We start from the raw sequence: 18,118 nt of genomic DNA, 5'->3' as shown, positions 1-18,118 counted from the left end.
ACAGCGAAGATGACAGAAATCAGCCGCGTCGCCCTGTTTGGCAAACTGAACCAGCTTGGCTACCAGACCGTCGAGGGCGCGACCGTCTTTTGCAAGCTGCGGGGCAATCCCTATGTCGAGATCGTGCATTGGCTGGCGCAGATCCTGAACCAGCCCGACAGCGACGTGATGCGCATCCTGCGCCACCACGGTCTGGACGAGGCGCGGCTGGCCGCCGACATGCAGCGCGCGCTTGACGCGCTGCCGCGCGGGGCCAGCGCCATCATCGACCTGTCCCAGCACCTGATGGACGCGATGGAGCGGGGCTGGGTCTACGGCTCGCTGATGTATTCGGCGGTGCGGGTGCGCACCGGGCATCTTGTGCTGGGCATGCTGAAAACGCCGGAACTGAAGCGGATCCTGACCGGGATCTCGGCCGAGTTCGGAAAGATCAGCGCAGACGACCTGTCCGAGCATTTCTTCAAGATCACCGACGGCTCGCCCGAGGATGCGATGACCGCGACCGCGGGCGGCGGGGCCGAGCCGGGCGAGGCCTCGGGCGCCCTGTCCCCGGCCGAGATGGGCAAGGAAGAGGCGCTGAAGAAATACTGCACGGACATGACGCAGGCCGCGCGCGACGGCAAAATCGACCCGATCATGGGCCGAGACGAGGAAATCCGGCAGGTCATGGACGTGCTGATGCGGCGGCGGCAGAACAACCCGATCCTGACGGGCGAGGCCGGGGTGGGCAAGACCGCCGTGGTCGAGGGCTTTGCCCTGCGCATCGCGCGCGGCGACGTGCCGCCCTCTCTGAAGGACGCCCGCATCCTTGCGCTGGATGTCGGCCTGCTGCAGGCCGGCGCCAGCATGAAGGGCGAATTCGAGAACCGCCTGAAGCAGGTGATCGAAGAAGTGCAGGCCTCGACCACCCCGATCATCATGTTCATCGACGAAACCCATACGCTGATCGGCGCGGGCGGGGCGGCGGGGACCGGGGATGCGGCCAACCTGCTGAAACCGGCGCTGGCGCGCGGCACCCTGCGCACCATCGGCGCGACCACATGGGCCGAATACAAGCGCCATATCGAAAAGGACCCGGCGCTGACCCGGCGCTTCCAGACGGTGGTGGTGGATGAGCCCTCGATCCCCAAGGCCGTGACGATGATGCGCGGCATCGCGGGGATTCTTGAAAAGCACCACCGCGTGCAGATCCTGGACGAGGGGATCGAGGCGGCGGTGGCGCTGTCCGCGCGCTATATCCCCGTCCGGCAGCTACCCGACAAGGCGGTCAGCGTGCTGGATACGGCGGCGGCGCGCGTCTCGATCAGCCAGCATGCCGTGCCCGCGGCGGTGGACGATGCCCGCAAGCGCATCGATGCGTTCGAGACCGAGCTGGGCATCATCGACCGGGACGAGACCGCGGGTTATGCCGTCGATGACCGCCGCGCCGCCATCACCGAGGCGCGCGCGCAGGAAGAAGCGCGGCTGGCCGAGCTGACGCAGAAATGGGAAACCGAAAAATCCGTGGTCGAGGCGATCCTTGCCCTGCGCGCCAAGCTGCGCGAGGGCGGCGCAACCGCAGATGCGGCCCCGGACACCCCCACGGACCCGGACGCGCCCCCGCCGGACCCGGATCGCGCCGCGCTGCTGGTCGAGCTGAAGGCCAGGAATGCCGAACTTGCCGCCCTGCAGGGCGAAGCGCCGCTGATCCTGCCGATCGTGGACGAGCAGGCGGTCGCCTCGGTCATCGGCGACTGGACCGGCATTCCGGTGGGGCGGATGGTCGGCGACCAGATCCGCACGGTGCTGGAACTGGACCAGCATCTGGCCCGCCGTGTGATCGGGCAGGACCACGCGATGCAGATGATCGCGAAGCGCGTGCATACCAGCCGCGCGGGGTTGGACAATCCCTCGAAACCGGTGGGGGTGTTCCTGCTGGCGGGCACCTCGGGCGTGGGCAAGACGGAAACCGCGCTGGCGCTGTCCGAGCTGATGTATGGCGGCGAGCACAACCTTATCACCATCAACATGAGCGAGTATCAGGAGGCGCATACCGTCAGCAGCCTCAAGGGCGCGCCTCCGGGCTATGTCGGTTACGGAGAGGGCGGCGTCCTGACCGAGGCCGTGCGCCGCAAGCCCTATTCCGTCGTGCTGCTGGACGAGGTCGAAAAGGCCCATCCCGACGTGCACGAGCTGTTCTTCCAGGTCTTTGACAAGGGCGTGATGGAGGATGGCGAGGGGCGGCGCATCGACTTCAAGAACACCCTTATCCTTCTGACGTCGAATGTCGGCTCGGAACTGATCATGGACCTGTGCGGCGACCCCGATCTGCAGCCGGAACCCGAAGGGATTGCCAAGGCCCTGCGCGACCCCTTGCTGAAGGTGTTCCCGGCGGCGCTGCTGGGTCGGCTGGTGGTGATCCCCTACTATCCCTTGTCCCCGGACATGATCGGCAAGATCACCCGCCTGCAACTGGACCGCATTGCCCGCCGGGTGCAGGAAACGCATGACGTGCCCTTTACCTATTCGGACGCGGTCGTCGACACGATCGTCGCCCGCTGCCAGGAGGTCGAGTCGGGCGGCCGCATGATCGACGCGATCGTGACCAACACGATGCTGCCCGAGATCTCGGCCGAGTTCCTGCGCCGCATGCTTGACGGAAAACCGGTTGAAAGCGTGCGCGTCGACGTGGCCGACAACAGGTTCACCTATGGTTTCGACGGGCAGGGGGTGCGCCCGTGATGATTGCACTGCGGAAAGGAGGTTTCAGGCGATGGGGAACAAGCTGTTCTTGAACGTGATGGGTGAAGGCCCGGTCGAAGGTCTTCAGGTTCGCCGCGCGCTTGTGCTTGAAGGGCTGAGCCAGATCACTGAAACCCGGATCGAGGTGCTGTCCAAGGACAGAAGCCTTGTGCTTGGCGACTTTGTCGGCAAGGCGCTTGACCTGTCCGTTGAATCCGAGAACGGGGACGTCTCGCGGGTTTTCCGCGGACTTTGCATTTCGGCGGAATATCGGGGCGTGTGGCGCGCCTATGGGCGTTATCTGCTGGAGGCGCGCTCGCGCATCTGGCTGCTGGGGCGCACGAAGGAATGCCGCGTCTTCCAGAACGAAAGCACGCCCGAGATCGTGCAGAAGGTGTTGGGCGATTACGGGTTGTCTGGCAGCCTGAAGAACCGCCTGACCCAGCAATACGAGCGCAGGGATTATTGCCTGCAATATCGCGAAACCGATTTCGACTTCCTGTCCCGCCTGATGGAGGAAGAGGGGATCTCGTATTATTTCACGCATGAAGGCCAGACCGAGACGATGGTGCTGGTCGATGCGATCAGCGGCCATGATCCGATGCCGGGAGAGGCGCTGGAATATGACGATGACCTGACCAACAACGTGCCCCAGCAGAACCGCGTGCGCGACCTGCACGGGATGGCGGCGCTGACGACGGGCAAGGTCACGCTGGCGGACCAGAACTTTGAAAAATCGAACGCGAAGCTGATGGCCGTGCAGGCTTTGCCCAAGGGCCGCCATAGCCACAGGGAATATGAAAACTACCTCTCGCCGGGGCATTTCCGGGAAACCGGGCTGGGCAAGGCCCGCGCCCGTGTCCTGATGGAGGCCGAGGCCGCCCGGCATGCCTTGTGGTCGGGGGTGACTTCGGACATGCGGCTGGCGGCCGGATCGACAACGCAGATCAACCACCATCCGCAGAACGCCCCGGATGGCGAATATCTTGTCACCACGACCAGCCATGCCTTTCAGACCGACCCGACGGAGGTCGATCCGCCCGAGGACATCCTGCCCCTGCCGTCCGAAATGCGAACCGACGCCAACATGACCCGTTTTGGCAGCATCCCGAAATCGGTTCAGTTCCGCGCGCCGCTGCTGACGCCCTGGCCCGAGGTGCCCGGCGTGATGACCGCGACCGTCGTCGGACCGGCCGGAGAGGAAATCCACACCGACAAATATGGCCGGGTCCGGGTCCAGTTCTTCTGGGATCGCCTTGGCAAGATGGACGACAAGGCGGGGATCTTCGTGCGTGTCGTCCAGCCCTGGACGGGCAAGTCCTGGGGCATGGTCTCGATCCCGCGCATCGGGCAAGAGGTTCTGGTGGGGTTCGAGAATGGCGATCCCGACCGGCCGATCATCCTGGGGATGCTTTACAACGCCAATACCATGCCGCCCTGGACCCTGCCCGCGAACCAGACACAGTCCGGCATCAAGACCAATTCGTCGAAGGAAGGCGGCGGCTTCAACGAGCTGATGTTCGAAGACAAGAAAGGCGAAGAGCTGGTCCGCTTTCAGGCGGAAAAGGACTATACTCAGATCGTCAAGAACAATGCCACCATCACCGTCGGGCCGGAAAAGCAGGACAAGGGCGACATGACCCTGACGGTCCATCGCAATCTGACCGAGACCCTGAAGACCGGCGACCACAGCTTTACCGTCGCGGAGGGGAACCAGACCATCGCGATCAAGAAGGACAAGACGGAAACCATCGAGGGAAAGTCCGACCTGAAGGTGACGGGGAACGTGACCGCGATCGTCGAACGGGGGAACGTCAGCGAGACCGTCCAGACCGGGAACGTGACGCATGATGTCTCGCAGGGGAATTTCTCGCTGACGACCGCACTTGGCAAGATCAAGCTTGAGGCGATGCAGGAGATCCTGCTGCAGGTCGGCGCCAGCTCCATCAAGATCGACCAGACCGGCGTCACCGTGAAGGGCGCGATGATCAAGGTCGAGGGCACCGCGATGATCGAGGCGAAGGCGCCGATGACAACCGTCAAGGGTGACGCGATCCTGATCCTGAAGGGCGCGCTTACCATGATAAACTAGGAGGACGGCCCCGTGGTTTCGCGTTTCGAAGGGTTGCGCAAGATCCCGTCCGGTCCGGCGGCGCGGATGCTGGCCGCCGCCAATGCGCGTCTTGTCGAAAGGACCGGATTGCCCGCCAGCGCGGATGTGGCCCAGACGCTGTCGGTCCTGGACCAGAAGGCGGCGGACATGGACATTCTGCGCCTGCTGTCGGTCGCCCTGCCGCCGCGCGAAAGGGTCTGGTGGGCATGTCTTGCCGCCCGCGATACCCTGGCCCCTGACGCCGGGGCGCCGCCGACGCTGACCACGGCCGAGGCATGGGTGCGCAAGCCCGGCGACGAGACCAAGGCCGCCGCCCGGCAGGCGCTTGAGGCTGCCGATCCCGACGATGATCTGACCTTGTGCGCGACCGCGGCGGTCTTTGCCGATGGCACGCTGGGCGCGGGAGATCTGGCCCGCCTTCCCTCGCCCCCCGGCGCGTCCGAGGCGGCCTCTTTCGGGATGAATGTCCTGTGCATCGCGCGCCGCGCAGGAGATTTCAGGACCGAGACCGCGCGCCTGATCGATCGCGGCTTGGACATTGCGCGCGGCGGAAACGGAAGGGGCCAGCCATGACGTTCCCTCAGGCCCGGTTGACCGACAGCCATATCTGCGCCCTCAGCCTGGGTGCGCCCGCGCCGATCACCGGGCCATGCGCGCCGACCGTTCTGGTGCAATACCTGCCCGCGGCAAGGATCACCGACCTGTGCGCGGGCGTGTTGCCCCCGGGCCCGCATCCGATCGTCAAGGGCTCGGCCACGGTGCTGATCTCGTGCCTGCCGGCGGCGCGCATGGGGGTGGATCCCTGCGCTGGCGGGGGGGCGATCGTCCTGGGCGCCATGACGGTCCTGACGGGGGGATAGGATGGCGGTCACGCTGCGCTTTCAGACCACCGGAATCGTCCCCAGCAATGCCCAGCCCGTCGTGCTGCGCGGAACGGCGCTGACCATCGGGCGCGCGCCGGAAAACGACCTGGTGCTTCCCGATCCGGATCGCCAGCTGTCCAAGCGGCATTGCACGATCGAAGATCAGGGCGGCAGCTTCGTCGTCATCGACTTTTCCGCGAACGGCACCTTCCTGAACTATGGCAAGATCCCCCTTGGCCGGGTGCCGACACCGCTGAGCGACGGCGACATCCTGACCCTCGGGGGCTATGAGCTGCTGGTCAGCGTGACGCCCGGTGCCTCGCCCGCGCGGCAGGACCTGATCCCCGATCCCTTGCCCGACGATCCGGTTCCTGCCGACATGGTGCCCGGACCCGCGCCCTATCCCCCGCCAAACCAACCCGCCGGGAACCAGTTCCTGCCCGAGGACAGCGGCGAGCGCGATTTTCTTGACGATCTGCTGGGTGCGGCGCCGCTGCGCGGACCCGCCAGCGTGTCGCGGCCCAAATTGGGCGAGGACGGGCTTTTGCCGCCGCTTTCGCCCGATGATCTGGCAGACCTCCCGGACGAGGATCCGTCAGTGGGGGCCTCGATGCTGGAGCGCGCCGCGCCCGCGCAGGACCATTTCGCCGCGCCCCGGGTCCGCGACACCATTCCCGACGACTGGGACGACCTGACCGAACCGCCCGAGCCGACCCAACCCGACGCATCCAATGCCGCCCCGCCACCGGCTGATCTGCCGGACCCGGCCTTGGCCGAACCTGCGCCGGAGCCGCCGCCTCCGCCCATTCATCTCGCGCCGGAGCCGCCGTCCGTCACAGGGCCGGATGCCGCGACCCGTGCCTTTCTTGAGGCGCTTGGCGCGGGGCATATGGCGATCCCCGATGCCGACATGGTCGCCGCAATGACCCGGCTTGGGCAGGCGATGCGCAGCATGATCGAGGGGCTGCGCGAGGTGCTGATGACCCGCGCCTCGATCAAGCAGGAGCTGAGCCTTGGCCAGACCGTCATCTCGGCCGGGGGGAACAACCCGCTGAAATTCAGCGTCAGCCCCGGTCAGGCGGTCGAGGCAATGGTGTTTCCCACCGCGCCCGGCTGGCTGCCCGCGGATGTCGCGGCGACGCAGGCGCTGGACGATCTGAAGGCGCATGAGGTCGCCATGCTGACCGGGATCGAGGCCGCGCTGAAGGATCTGTTGCGCAAGTTCGACCCCAAGACGCTGGAATCGCGCCTGACCGCGGGGGGCGGGATCGGCGGCTTCATCAAGGGCCGCAAGGCGCGCTACTGGGAAATCTACGAAGCCCATTACGCCGAAATCGCCGATCAGGCCGAAAACGATTTTCAGGACCTGTTCGCGCATGAATTTGCGCGCGCCTACCGAAAGCAGCTTGAGCGTCTGAAGTAACCACAGGAAGGACAGTGCTGGCATGGCCTGGGATAGCAAAGTGCTCTGGACCGAAGGGATGTTCCTTCAGCCGCACCATTTCCAGCAGGGCGACCGCCATGCCGAAGCCATGCGCGCGGGGCTTGCGCGCGCGCTGGTCCCCTATGGCTGGGGGCTGACGGCAATGGAAATCGATCCCGACGCGCTGAAGTCGGGGCGCGTCGCGCTGCGTTCGGCGGCGGGGCTGTGGCCGGACGGGACCGCCTTTCGCCTGCCCGAATCCGACGACCATCCCCCCGCGCTTGAGGTGCCCGCGACGATCAAGGATTGCGTCGTGCTGCTGACCCTGCCCGCGCGCAGGCAGGGCGCGGCCGAGGTCGACATGTCCGGGCTGGACATGTCCGCGGCGCGATTGCGCCCCGCCGAGATCGAAGTGACCGACACGATGGGCGCGGGCCGCAAGTCGGCGCGGCTGGTCGTGGGACAGCTTCGGATGCAATTCGGCCTTGCGGTCGATGACCTGAGCGACCGCCTGACCATTCCGATTGCCCGCGTCATCGAGGTTCGCCCCGACCGCGAGGTGGTTCTGGACCGCGCCTTCATTCCCTCGGTGCTGGATCTGCGCGCGGCGCCGGTGCTCGAGGCGCTGGTGCGCGAGATCGACGGTCTTCTTGACCACAGGATGCAGGCGCTGGCGGGACGGCTTCAGGCCTCGGGATCGGTGCGGGGCGCGGCAGAGCTGCAGGATTTCCTGCTGCTGATGGCGATCAATCGCAACCTGCCGGTCTTTCGCCATCTGGGGAATATCGAAAACGGACATCCGGTGCAGCTTTACCGCGATTGCGTCGCGCTGGCGGGCGAGCTGTCCACCTTCATGGCCGCCGACAAGCAGGTGCCGCAATTTCCGCCCTATCAGCATCACGACCTGAACGCGACCTTCGCGCCGGTGATCCGGATGCTGCGCCGCTACCTGTCGGCGGTGCTGGAACAGAATGCCGTCTCGATCCCGCTTGAGGCGCGCAAATACGGCATTTCGGTGGGGCTGATCGCGGATCGCAAGCTGATCGGCAATGCCGGGTTCGTGCTGGCGGTCAGTGCCGACACGCCCTCGGAAAACATCCGCCGCCATTTTGCCGATCAGGCCAAGCTGGGCCCGGTCGAGGAGATCCGCCAGATGGTGAACTCGGCCCTGCCGGGGATCGCCTTGCGCCCGCTGCCGGTCGCGCCACGCCAGATCCCCTATCACGCGAACATGGTCTATTTCGAGGTCGCCCCCGACAGCCCGGCATGGGGAAGGATGCCCACCTCGGGCGGGATCGCGGTGCATGTGGCCGGAGATTACCCCGGCCTGAAGATGGAGCTTTGGGCGATACGGCATGGGTAAGGATGGCCGGCGATGACGGTTGACGAAGATCCTTTTGCGGAACCCGACGACACCGACCGGACGGTGATCCGCCCCAATCCCGGCGGGCGTCGGGCCGGGATCGCATCTGCCCTCCCGGTCGAGGCCCATGCCGCGCCCGTGGCCGCGCCCGCGCCAGAGCCGGCGGATTCCGCGCTTGATGACAGCCTGACCGGAATGAACCCGCTGGTTGCCAGTGCCGCCACGCTGTTCGCGCTTATCAGTCGCATCCGCAATCGCGCGCAGCACACCGACCCCGAGGCCCTGCGTCAGGCGGTAATCGCAGGCGTGCGCAGCTTTGAAACCGACGCCATGAGGCGCGGCTGCGACCCCCAGCAGGTCAAGGTCGCGCGCTATGCCATTTGCGCGACGCTGGACGACGTGGTTCTGAACACCCCCTGGGGTGGAACCTCGGGCTGGGGCGAGCAAAGCCTGGTCAGCACCTTTCACCGCGAAACCGTCGGTGGCGACCGTTTCTATGATCTGCTGTCGCGGCTTGAGCAGGATCCGGCGCGCAATATCGTCCTGCTGGAATTCCTGTTCATGTGCCTGTCCCTGGGCTTCGAGGGGCGGCTGCGCGTCGAGAATGGCGGCGCGGATCGCCACCTGCAGGTGCGCCAGGGGCTGGCCTCCACGATCAGGCAGCAGCGCGGCCCCGTAGAATCCGACCTGTCACCGCATTGGAAGGGGGTGCAAAAACCCTTCCGGGCGCTTTCGGCATGGCGGCCCTTCTGGATCGCGGCGACGGTCATGGCGGCCATTGGCGCAATGGGCTTTCTCAGCCTGTCCTGGGCGCTGTCCTCCAGGACGGAACGGCTTTTGGGCACCATGACCACGCTGGAAAGCGGCCCGCCCCCGGAACTGGCCCGCCGCGCGCCGCCGGTCGCGGCTGCCCCTGTCTATGACGAAGAACAGATGAAGCGCATCGCCGGTTTTCTCAGCGCCGAGATCGAGGAAAAGCTGGTCACCGTCTTTCAGGATGCCAACACCATCACCATTCGCATGAAGGGGGCGGGGATGTTCGGCTCGGGCTCGGACGTGCTGAAACCCGAGTTCAAGGCCCCGATCTCACGCGTGGCGGCCGCGCTTGCAGAAACCAGCGGCCCGGTGCTGATCGCGGGCCACTCGGACAGCCAGCCGATCCGCTCGGCCCGCTTCCCCTCGAACATGCACCTGTCGCTGGCACGGGCGGAAAGCGTGCGCAAGATGCTGGCGACCCAGATTGCCGATCCCGCGCGCCTGACCGCCGAGGGGCGCGCCGATCGCGAACCCATCGCCCCGAACGACACGGCCGCGGGGCGGGCCGAAAATCGCCGGATCGAGATCGTCCTGCAGCGGGAAGGCGTGCCTGCCGCCTCGGTCCCCGCTACCGAAAAGGCGGTGAAGTGATGCGCAAGGTTCTGGCGGCCCTGGGATCGTCGATCGGGATCACGGTGATCCTGACCCTGGTGCTTTCCGCGGTCCTGTGGCTGCTTGGCCCCTTCTTCGCCTTCGGAGAGGCCCGTCCCTTTGTCGAGGTGCCGGGGCGTCTGGTGGGGCTGGCCATCCTGTGGATCGCCTCGTTGCTGATGGTGCTGGTCCTGCTTTTGCGCGGGCAGAAGCGCGAAACGAAGATGGCCGAGGAAATCGTCGCCACTGCCGACCCCGAGCCATTGACCGATCTTGGCGTCGAGGCCGAACTGGCCGACCTGCGCGACAAGCTGAAGCAGGCCCTGTCGAAACTGCGCCGGACCAAGGGCGGCGGGCGGCATCTGGCGGTCCTGCCCTGGTATGTCATCATCGGCCCGCCCGGCACGGGCAAGACCACCGCCATCGTCAATTCCGGCCTCAACTTCCCCTTGGCCGAAGAGATGGGGGCGGGCTCGATCGGCGGTGTCGGGGGGACGCGCAACTGCGATTGGTGGTTCACCGACGGCGCGGTGCTGATCGATACCGCCGGGCGCTATACCACGCAGAAAAGCGATGCCAGCGCGGACAATGCCGGCTGGATGGGCTTTCTGGCCCTGCTCAAGAAATACCGGCGCCGGCAGCCGATCAATGGCGCGATCGTGGCCTTTGGACTGTCCGACCTGCTGATGCAGGATCCGGTGACGCAAAAGGCCAATGCCGCCGCGATCCGGCGCAGGTTGCACGAGTTGCGCGAAAAGCTGGGCGTGCGCTTTCCGGTCTACATGATGTTCACCAAGGCCGACCTGATTGCCGGCTTTTCCGAGACCTATGACCGCCTGCCCAAGGAACTGCGCGAGCAGGTCTGGGGGTTCACCCTGCCGCTGCCGCAGGGCAAGACGCAGCCTTCCTCATCCGCCGCCTTCGACGAGGAATTCGACCTGCTGATGGCCCGCCTGAACGCGCATGTTTTGGAACGGATGCAAAGCGAAACCGATCCGCAGCGCCGCAGCCTGATCGCGGGGTTCCCGGGGCAGCTGGCATCCGTCCGGCGGCTGGCAAGGGATTTCGTGACCGAGGTGTTCCAGGAAAACCGCTATGAACACGCACAGCTTCTGCGCGGCGTGTATTTCGTCTCCAGCACGCAAGAGGGCACGCCCATCGACCGGCTGATGATGGGCATGGCGCGCAGCTTCGGCATCGGGCGGCAGGCCATCGGCACGGGGCAGGGGACGGGGCGCAGCTTCTTCCTGACGCGGCTGCTGGATGGCGTGATCTTCCCCGAGGCGGGACTGGTCAGCGCCGATGACAAGGTCGAGCGGCGCTATCGCTGGACCAGATACGCGGCCATCACGGCGACGGTGCTGTCGGCCGTGGCGGTCGGCATCCTCTGGTACAATCTGTGGCAGGACAATACGCGGCTGCGGGAACAGGTCGAAACCCAGGTCGAAGGATATCGCGCGGCCGCCGCGACGATCCCGCCCGGGCCAGTGGCCGACAGCGACCTGCCGCTGGTCGTGCCCGCGCTGGAATATCTGCGCACCATTCCCGGCGCGGGCGTGCCGTTGACGCGGGCGGGGCTTGGTTGGGGGCTGGACCAGTCCGCGGTGCTTGGGAACGAAGGTCGCCTTGCCTATCGGGCCGCGCTGAACCGCCACTTTCTGCCCCGCCTGCTGGTCCGGCTTGAGGACCAGATGCAAAGCAGCATCAACGATCAGGTGGCGCTTTTCGATCTGCTCAAGGTCTATCTGATGCTGGGTCAGGTCGGGCCGATGGATCGCGACATGGTCGAGGACCTGCTTGCGGCGGACTGGTCGCGCGCCTATGCCGGGTCCAGCCGGGACGAACTGCGTGCGGTTCTGGCGCAGCATCTGGACGCGCTGCTGTCGGCACCGATGCAGAAGATCGACCTGAACGCCGATCTGGTCGCACAGGTCCAGGACGTGCTGACGCGGATGCCGCAGGCCCAGCGGATCTACAAGGGCATCATGCAAACCGACATGGCCAGGCAACTGCCCGCGTGGCGCCCGACGGACATCGGCGGCCCGGCCATTGCACGGGCCTTTGTCCGGTCATCGGGCAAGCCGCTGAATGAGGGGATCGAGGGCATCTATACCCGCCGCGGTTTCCACGAGGTCTTTCTGCCCGAAGCCTTGCGCGTCTCGGCACAGATCCAGCGCGACGCCTTCGTGCTGGGGCCCGCGGCATCCCAGCAACTGTCCCAGGACGCGCTGACCGCGCTGTCCCGCGACATCCTGGCGCTTTACTATAACGATTACGTCGCGCGTTATGACCAGATGCTGTCCGACCTGGACATCGTGCCCCTGCAATCGCTGCCGCATGCGGTCGAGGTGACGAATGTCCTGTCCGGCCCCGCATCCCCCATCCGCCATGTGCTTGAGGCAATCGCAAAGGAAACAAGGCTTGCCGATGTCGACGACCCCACCCCGGCCCCGGCGGACAGCAAGACCGGCGGAGAGGTGGCGGCGGATGTGGGCGCGGTCGCGGCCGCCCTGCCAGTGAAGGTGCTGCCCAGCGGGGCGCTGTCCACCTTGCCCGCGCAAAGCCGCAAGATTCTGGATGCATTATCCGCGCCAGAGGTTCCGGGCGGGGAGCCGGTCCCCCAAGGCAGCTATGTCCAGAAGCGGTTCGAGGCCATCCAGGCCTTGGTGACGGCACAGGACGGCGCGCCTTCGCCCGTCGACACGCTGATCGCCAGTCTGGCGGACCTGAACCAGGAACTGAACAAGCTGGCCTTCGCGGGTGGCGCGGCAAAGGCCGAAAACTCGGCCCCTGCGATCCAGAAGCTGGTTCAGGTCGCCTCGCAGCTTCCGGTTCCGATCCAGCGCTGGGTGTCGCAGGTCGTGGCCGGGTCTTCAGGGATTGCCGCCGACGGGACTCGCGCCTCGATCAACGCGAAATGGCAGGCCGAGGTCCTGCCGCTGTGCCAGCAGGCCACCACCAACAAATACCCGTTCAGCAGGCGCGCGGCGGCGGATATCTCGATTCAGGACTTCACCAGCCTGTTCGCGCCGGGAGCATTGATCGACAAGTTCTTTTCCGAGAACCTGGCCGAGCATGTGGACCGGCGCAGCCGGCCCTGGACCTTCCGCAAGGTGAACGACACCGATCTTGGCATCTCGCCGCAGGTCCTGCTTCAGATGCAGCACGCGTCGGACATCCGCGATGCCTTCTTTGCCACGGGCGCGACGCCGCAGGTCCAGTTCCAGATCACCCCCGAGGCGCTGGATCCGCAGGCCAACGCGATCCTGCTGGAGCTTGACGGCACGCGGGTCGGCTTTGTTCAGGGGCAGAGCCAACCCGCCCCTGCCGCGATCACCTGGCCGGGGGCGGTCGGGATGGGCAGGGTGTTCATGGACCCACCCCGGCAAGGATCCGAGAACTCGATTGCGCGGGACGGGCCCTGGGCGCTGTTTCGATTGCTGGACGCCGCCGAGATCCGCCGCACGAATGTCAGCGACCGCACGCGGGTGATCTTCAAGGTGGGCGGGCGCATCGCCATTTTCGGGATGCAATCAGGCTCGGTCATGAACCCCTTCGCGCTGGCCGCGCTGGGAGAGTTCTCGTGCCCGGCGTCGTTCTGAGATGGCCGTGTTCGGGGCCTTTGGAAAGATGCCGGGGCTGGGCGACTTCTTCCGCTTCGGCGTGGCCGCGGATTTCGTCGCGGGCTGGGACGTCTGGCTGCAATCCGGCATTCTGGCGGCGCGGGCGGTGCTGGCAGGCGGATGGGATGATTGCTACCTGTCGGCCCCGATCTGGCGATTCACGCTGGCACCCGGACTTGCAGGGGCCGAAGCTGCGCAGGGGGTGCTGATGGCATCGGTCGATCAGGCGGGACGGCAGTTCCCGCTGACCCTGGTGCGCGCCTTGCCCGACGGGGTCGACCCGGTGGCCGCGCATCTGTCCGCGGGCGCGCAATTCGATGCCCTGGAAAAGGTGGCGCTGTCCGCGCTGGATCAGGACCTGTCCGCCGCATCGCTGAAAGAGCGCCTGTCGCCGATACCCGCCTCCACCGCGCTGGAAGGCAGCGATGGTGCAGCCGTGCCCGGCTTCCTGTGGCTTCGGGCCAGCGATCCCGCCCCGGCGCTGGCGGCAATGCTGGCGGGGCGGGAATTTCCGCGCCCGGCGGTGTTTTCGGCCCTGATGCCGGGGGGACAGTGCCTGTTCCTGTCCGCCGGCATGCCCCCCGCCGCCCGTTTCGCCCAGTTGATCGACCCTGCGGGACTTCAACCATGACCCAACTGTTCTACAGCAGTGCGACCCATATCGGGAACGTGCGCCGCGTGAACGAGGATTCCATTCTGTCACTGCCCGAGCAGCGGATCTGGCTGGTCTCGGACGGGATGGGCGGGCATGAATCGGGGGACTTCGCCAGCCAGACCGTGGCTGCGACGGTCGCCTCGGTCGCCGTGGGGTTGGCGCCCGCCGAGGCGATGCATGCCCTGCGCGACGCGCTTTTGGCCAGCCACGATACCATCCGCGCCGAAACCGAACGGCGAAACGGCGCGATCATCGGGGCGACCGTGGTGGCGCTTCTGGTGGCGAACAACCACTTCGTCGCCTTCTGGGTCGGCGACAGCCGCCTTTACCGCTTTCGCGATGGCGGGATCGAATTGCTGACTTCGGACCATTCCCTTGCCGGTGATCTGGTCAGGGCAGGCGCAATGTCATGGCGCGACGCCGAGGGCCACCCCCATGCCAATGCCATCACCCGCGCGGTCGGCGTGGGCGAGGTGCTGGAGCTTGACAAGATCCGTGGCGACATCAGGCGCGGCGACCGTTTCCTGCTTTGCTCGGACGGGCTGACGAAATACGCGGATTTCGATGATCTGCGCGCCATCGTCACCGGCACCCCGCTGGAGATCCTGTGCGCCAGACTGATCCAGACCGCATTGGACGGCGGCGGGGCGGACAATATCTCGGTCGTGGTGGTGGACGCGGCCTAGGCCCGGTGATCGCGGGGCGCGGCTTGGCCGGGCCAGCGGATGGATGACGCCGACGCGTCGCGCGCGGCGTCATACGTCCAGCGCCGGGAAGTGTCAGTGATGATGCTCTGGCAGCGCCTTCAGCGCCTCTTTGTCGAAGCGGGTGACGCCGTGGACCGTGCCATCTTCGTCGCGCATGAAGTCGATCTCGGCCACGCGAATGACGACGGGTTTTGCCCCGATGCCCAGAAAGCCGCCGACATCAATGACAATCTCGGCGTCGGAGCCCACGCCATGAAGATGCGAGACGGTTCCCACCGTTTCATCGTCAGGGCCATAGATGGTCGCGCCCGTCAGCACGGCATCGGTCTTTTCGGTCTCATCGAGACGCTGGTGCAATGTGTGGTCCATGTCAGGTCCTTTCAGTGGCTTGCAGGGTGAAAAAGGCGTCCCCCCGGACAGTCCGGCCCGGATCCCGATTTACTTTGCGCGTTCGAGGCTGACCCGCCCTTTTCCAAGGCCCTGCCAACCCACGACTCGGCGGAATGTTTCCGGGGTGCGGGCAGGATTTCACCCTTGATCGTGCCGCGCGACTGTCGGCCCTATCGGCGATGGGGCGGGGCGTCCCGGTCTTTTCGGCGCAATGCCTGCCAGATCACCAGCCCGGTCAGCAGGAAAAGGGGCGACAGGCGGCGGGGATGCTGCGTGGCGGTGACGGACGTCTTCGCATCCCCCGGTGGGTTGATCGGCGGGGTGATCGGCGGGTCCAAATGCGCGCCGGTTGCCTGCTTCTCGATCTCGGCGTTGAGTTCGGCCCCCGACAGCACGACAAAGGCCGACAGCCACAGCCAGGTCAGCAGGATGACCACCCCGCCCAATGCGCCATATGTCTCGGAATAGGTGCCCAGGTACTGGACATAAACCGAGAACCCGGCCGTCGCGATGATCCAGATCAGGGTGGCGGCCGCCGCGCCGGGGCTGATCCAGCGCCAGCGCGGCTGTGACCGTGAGGGTCCGAAGCGATAGATGAAGGCCAGGCCCGCCATCGTGAACAGCGCCAGGATCACCCAGCTTGCCCAGGGAATGACCGCTTCCGCAAAGCCGCCCAGCGGCAAAAGGCCGACGATGGAGGGCAGAAGCAGCGCCAGCGCCAAGGTGATCAGAAAGCCGAAAAGGATCGCCACCGTCAGTACGAATCCCGTGACATAAAGCCGGACGATGCCCCGTTCCTCGTCGGCATCATAGGCGATGTTCAGGCCCTCGATCAGGGTCATGACACCTTTCATCGAGCCATAGATCGCCAGGACCAGCCCGGAAAGCGCCACCACTCCGCTGCTGGTGCCGCTGGCTCCGGTGACAGAGACGACCTGTCCCCTGATGATCTCTGCCGCGCTTGGCGGCAGACGCGAGGAATAGCGCGCGAGTTCGCCGCCCAGATCCGAGGGATCAAGGAAAAGACCCGAGATCCCGACCAGGGCGACGATGGACGGAAAAAGCGCAAGCAGCCCGTAAAAGGCAATGCCCGCCGCGACGACGGAAACGTGATCCTCGACAAGCTCTTTCCTGAACCGGCCGAAGATCTGCTTCCATCCCTTTGCGGGAATCCTTGCCGGTGAAGCCGCCGCAGCGCCGGCGAGTTGGTCTGGCGCGTGCGGGGCGGGTTTCATGCCGCCTCGAATGTCTCGCGACGCGAAGGGGCCACATGCCGCGCAAGGATGGTCTGGTGCAGATAGCCCGGGGCGGATGCATGCCGGGTCAGCTGGATCTGCCGCAACTGGCCAAGCGCGTTCCCGATCTCTTCGGCTGCTGCGAGGCGTTGGCTTCGTTGTCCGTCCGTCAGGTCGCAGAAGATCACCAGTTCGCAACAATCGCTCAGGCTTTCGGCGCAGCGCTGCGCAAGCAGGCGCAGTTCCCCCCGCCCAAGCCGGGCGATGATATCCGACAGCAGGATCAGATCGAATTCGCGGCGGGGCCATTGGCCGGGAATGGACGCCTGCCTTGCCCTTGCCTGCGGACGGCAGATCAGTCTTGCCCGCTCGCGCTCGATCGCGCGGGGGGCGTCGTCGATGACCAGATACCTGTCGGCCCGTCCGGCAAGCTGTGCGGCGGTTCCGTCTGCCGTGCAGCCGACCTGAAGGACGCTCGAATAATGTCCGCGCGTGAACCCTTGGGCCAGCAGCTGCGCGTGCGGGCGCGTGGAAAATGCCATGACCTCATGACCATTTTCGACGCGCTGCCCCGACTGCCCGTGGCGAAGTTGCAAGTTCATTTTGCTCGGATCCTTTTCTTCTTTGGGATGCCAATCCCGCAGCGCCGCATTCGGTTCCATGACGAAACCCGGCGCGGAAGCGGTCCTGCGTTTCTGCGCCCCGGATCCAGCCGTGGGGGGTGGCATCGCGCGCGCGGGACCGCGCGCCAAACGCTTTCGAGGCGTATCAGATGCCCGGGTCACAATAATTTTTCCTTGGGAACATCGGGGCCTGCCGCCTGTTGGACCCGCAACCGGCTGACACCGGAGACAAGAGGAGATCGAGACATGAACAAGCTTTTTGCCACTTCCGCAGTTATCGCAATTCTGGCTGGCCCCGCTCTTGCCCAAACCGCGCCGGATCCGGCAGCGCCCGCCACGACCGACGCGCCTGCGACGACGATGCCTGCGGACGGTGCGACGACGATGCCCGCGGACGGTGCGGCGACCCCGCCTGCCGCCCCCGCCCCGGATGCGGCGGTTGCCCCGGCTGACGCAGCCACAACTGCCCCTGCGGCCGGATTTAGCTATATGGCGACGGCTGGCGACATGTCCGCCGAAACCTTCATCGGCAAGCGGCTTTACACGTCGGAAACGGATGTCGATCCCGGCGCCCAGATCAACGAAGTCGACAAGGGCTGGGACGATGTCGGCGAAATCAGTGACCTGGTGCTAAGCAAGGACGGACAGCTGAAAGCGGTGCTTGTCGACGTGGGCGGCTTCCTTGGCATGGGTGAGAAATCCGTGGCCGTGTCCATGGACCAGCTGCGCGTGATCCGCGACGGGGACTCGGAAAACGACTATTTCATCGTCTTCACCGCAGACAAGGCTGCACTGGAGGCCGCGCCCGCCTTTGAGTGGCCGGACATGTGACACCGGCCTTGCCAGCAGGGTTTGACGACCAACCTCCGCCTCATCCTTGGGGCGGAGGTTTTTCTTGGCCGGGCGTCTTGCTGACCTTGGGGGATTGCGGGCCCGGGGAATGGTCTGTCCGCGGCTGGAACAAACGCCCCCCCTTCAGGTTTGGCCCTCGGAAG

The 18,118-nt window shown here is 66.0% G+C and carries 14 protein-coding genes; 11 read left to right on the top strand and 3 right to left on the bottom strand.

Annotated elements, in window-relative coordinates; all coding sequences use genetic code 11:
• The first annotated feature begins 9 nt into the window (after positions 1-9).
• From tssH to RM190_RS10570, 10 genes are read left to right on the top strand one after another with little or no spacing between them, the layout of a single operon-like run.
• A complete protein-coding gene (gene tssH, locus RM190_RS10615) occupies positions 10-2,721 on the top strand; it encodes a type VI secretion system ATPase TssH (protein ID WP_311759409.1) in 2,712 nt (903 codons plus the stop codon).
• 31 nt (positions 2,722-2,752) lie between these two features.
• Positions 2,753-4,813, top strand: coding sequence for a type VI secretion system Vgr family protein (locus RM190_RS10610; protein WP_311759408.1), 2,061 nt, complete (start codon positions 2,753-2,755; stop codon positions 4,811-4,813).
• A 12-nt stretch (positions 4,814-4,825) separates the two neighbouring features.
• Complete coding sequence (locus RM190_RS10605) at positions 4,826-5,407, top strand: DUF6931 family protein (protein WP_311759407.1); 582 nt, start codon at positions 4,826-4,828, stop codon at positions 5,405-5,407.
• Positions 5,404-5,694: a PAAR domain-containing protein gene (locus tag RM190_RS10600; protein ID WP_311759406.1), complete on the top strand. Its 291-nt coding sequence runs from the start codon at positions 5,404-5,406 to the stop codon at positions 5,692-5,694. Before RM190_RS10605 ends, RM190_RS10600 begins: the two co-directional genes overlap by 4 nt.
• A 1-nt stretch (position 5,695) precedes the next feature.
• Positions 5,696-7,120 (top strand): type VI secretion system-associated FHA domain protein TagH, encoded by a 1,425-nt coding sequence (gene tagH / locus RM190_RS10595; RefSeq protein WP_311759405.1) that lies wholly within the window; start codon positions 5,696-5,698, stop codon positions 7,118-7,120.
• Positions 7,121-7,142: 22 nt separating this feature from the next.
• Positions 7,143-8,483: a type VI secretion system baseplate subunit TssK gene (tssK, locus tag RM190_RS10590; protein ID WP_311759404.1), complete on the top strand. Its 1,341-nt coding sequence runs from the start codon at positions 7,143-7,145 to the stop codon at positions 8,481-8,483.
• Between the two features lie 12 nt (positions 8,484-8,495).
• On the top strand, positions 8,496-9,890 hold the full coding sequence (tssL, locus tag RM190_RS10585) for a type VI secretion system protein TssL, long form (RefSeq protein WP_311759403.1): 1,395 nt from the start codon (positions 8,496-8,498) through the stop codon (positions 9,888-9,890).
• Positions 9,890-13,492 carry a type VI secretion system membrane subunit TssM gene (gene tssM / locus RM190_RS10580; protein ID WP_311759402.1) on the top strand — a complete coding sequence of 1,201 codons (3,603 nt, stop codon included), beginning with the start codon at positions 9,890-9,892 and terminating at the stop codon, positions 13,490-13,492. Before tssL ends, tssM begins: the two co-directional genes overlap by 1 nt.
• Before the next feature lies 1 nt (position 13,493).
• Complete coding sequence (tagF, locus tag RM190_RS10575) at positions 13,494-14,144, top strand: type VI secretion system-associated protein TagF (RefSeq protein WP_311759401.1); 651 nt, start codon at positions 13,494-13,496, stop codon at positions 14,142-14,144.
• Entirely contained in the window at positions 14,141-14,854 is a 714-nt protein-coding gene (locus RM190_RS10570; protein ID WP_311759400.1) for a PP2C family protein-serine/threonine phosphatase, read from the top strand. Before tagF ends, RM190_RS10570 begins: the two co-directional genes overlap by 4 nt.
• Before the next feature lie 93 nt (positions 14,855-14,947).
• Here RM190_RS10570 and RM190_RS10565 read toward each other — a convergent pair whose 3' ends face one another.
• The 3 genes from RM190_RS10565 to RM190_RS10555 all read right to left on the bottom strand — a co-directional run bounded on the left by RM190_RS10565 (position 14,948) and on the right by RM190_RS10555 (position 17,102).
• Positions 14,948-15,244, bottom strand: coding sequence for a PRC-barrel domain-containing protein (locus tag RM190_RS10565; protein WP_311759399.1), 297 nt, complete (start codon positions 15,242-15,244; stop codon positions 14,948-14,950).
• A 191-nt stretch (positions 15,245-15,435) separates the two neighbouring features.
• Positions 15,436-16,500, bottom strand: a complete 1,065-nt coding sequence (locus tag RM190_RS10560) for a YihY/virulence factor BrkB family protein (protein WP_311759398.1) — start codon at positions 16,498-16,500, stop codon at positions 15,436-15,438.
• Positions 16,497-17,102, bottom strand: a complete 606-nt coding sequence (locus RM190_RS10555; RefSeq protein WP_311759397.1) for a hypothetical protein — start codon at positions 17,100-17,102, stop codon at positions 16,497-16,499. The genes RM190_RS10560 and RM190_RS10555 overlap by 4 nt, the downstream gene beginning before the upstream one ends.
• Positions 17,103-17,369: 267 nt before the next feature.
• On the opposite strand from RM190_RS10555, the gene RM190_RS10550 reads away from it, so the two are divergent.
• On the top strand, positions 17,370-17,954 hold the full coding sequence (locus RM190_RS10550; protein ID WP_311759396.1) for a PRC-barrel domain-containing protein: 585 nt from the start codon (positions 17,370-17,372) through the stop codon (positions 17,952-17,954).
• Positions 17,955-18,118 lie beyond the last annotated feature (164 nt).

The organism is Paracoccus broussonetiae (assembly GCF_031854425.1).
Taxonomy (GTDB): Bacteria; Pseudomonadota; Alphaproteobacteria; order Rhodobacterales; family Rhodobacteraceae; genus Paracoccus; species Paracoccus broussonetiae.
This window is presented reverse-complemented; position numbering and strand designations above follow the sequence as displayed.

What these genes read in the sequence shown, in the direction of transcription:
- tssH (WP_311759409.1), top strand. Translation starts at nt 10, where the DNA reads ATGACAGAAATCAGCCGCGTCGCCCTGTTTGGCAAACTGAACCAGCTT.
- RM190_RS10610 (WP_311759408.1), top strand. Translation starts at nt 2,753, where the DNA reads ATGGGGAACAAGCTGTTCTTGAACGTGATGGGTGAAGGCCCGGTCGAA.
- RM190_RS10600 (WP_311759406.1), top strand. Translation starts at nt 5,404, where the DNA reads ATGACGTTCCCTCAGGCCCGGTTGACCGACAGCCATATCTGCGCCCTC.
- tagH (WP_311759405.1), top strand. Translation starts at nt 5,696, where the DNA reads ATGGCGGTCACGCTGCGCTTTCAGACCACCGGAATCGTCCCCAGCAAT.
- tssK (WP_311759404.1), top strand. Translation starts at nt 7,143, where the DNA reads ATGGCCTGGGATAGCAAAGTGCTCTGGACCGAAGGGATGTTCCTTCAG.
- tssL (WP_311759403.1), top strand. Translation starts at nt 8,496, where the DNA reads ATGACGGTTGACGAAGATCCTTTTGCGGAACCCGACGACACCGACCGG.
- tssM (WP_311759402.1), top strand. Translation starts at nt 9,890, where the DNA reads ATGCGCAAGGTTCTGGCGGCCCTGGGATCGTCGATCGGGATCACGGTG.
- tagF (WP_311759401.1), top strand. Translation starts at nt 13,494, where the DNA reads ATGGCCGTGTTCGGGGCCTTTGGAAAGATGCCGGGGCTGGGCGACTTC.
- RM190_RS10570 (WP_311759400.1), top strand. Translation starts at nt 14,141, where the DNA reads ATGACCCAACTGTTCTACAGCAGTGCGACCCATATCGGGAACGTGCGC.
- RM190_RS10565 (WP_311759399.1), bottom strand. Translation starts at nt 15,244, where the DNA reads ATGGACCACACATTGCACCAGCGTCTCGATGAGACCGAAAAGACCGAT.
- RM190_RS10560 (WP_311759398.1), bottom strand. Translation starts at nt 16,500, where the DNA reads ATGAAACCCGCCCCGCACGCGCCAGACCAACTCGCCGGCGCTGCGGCG.
- RM190_RS10555 (WP_311759397.1), bottom strand. Translation starts at nt 17,102, where the DNA reads ATGAACTTGCAACTTCGCCACGGGCAGTCGGGGCAGCGCGTCGAAAAT.
- RM190_RS10550 (WP_311759396.1), top strand. Translation starts at nt 17,370, where the DNA reads ATGAACAAGCTTTTTGCCACTTCCGCAGTTATCGCAATTCTGGCTGGC.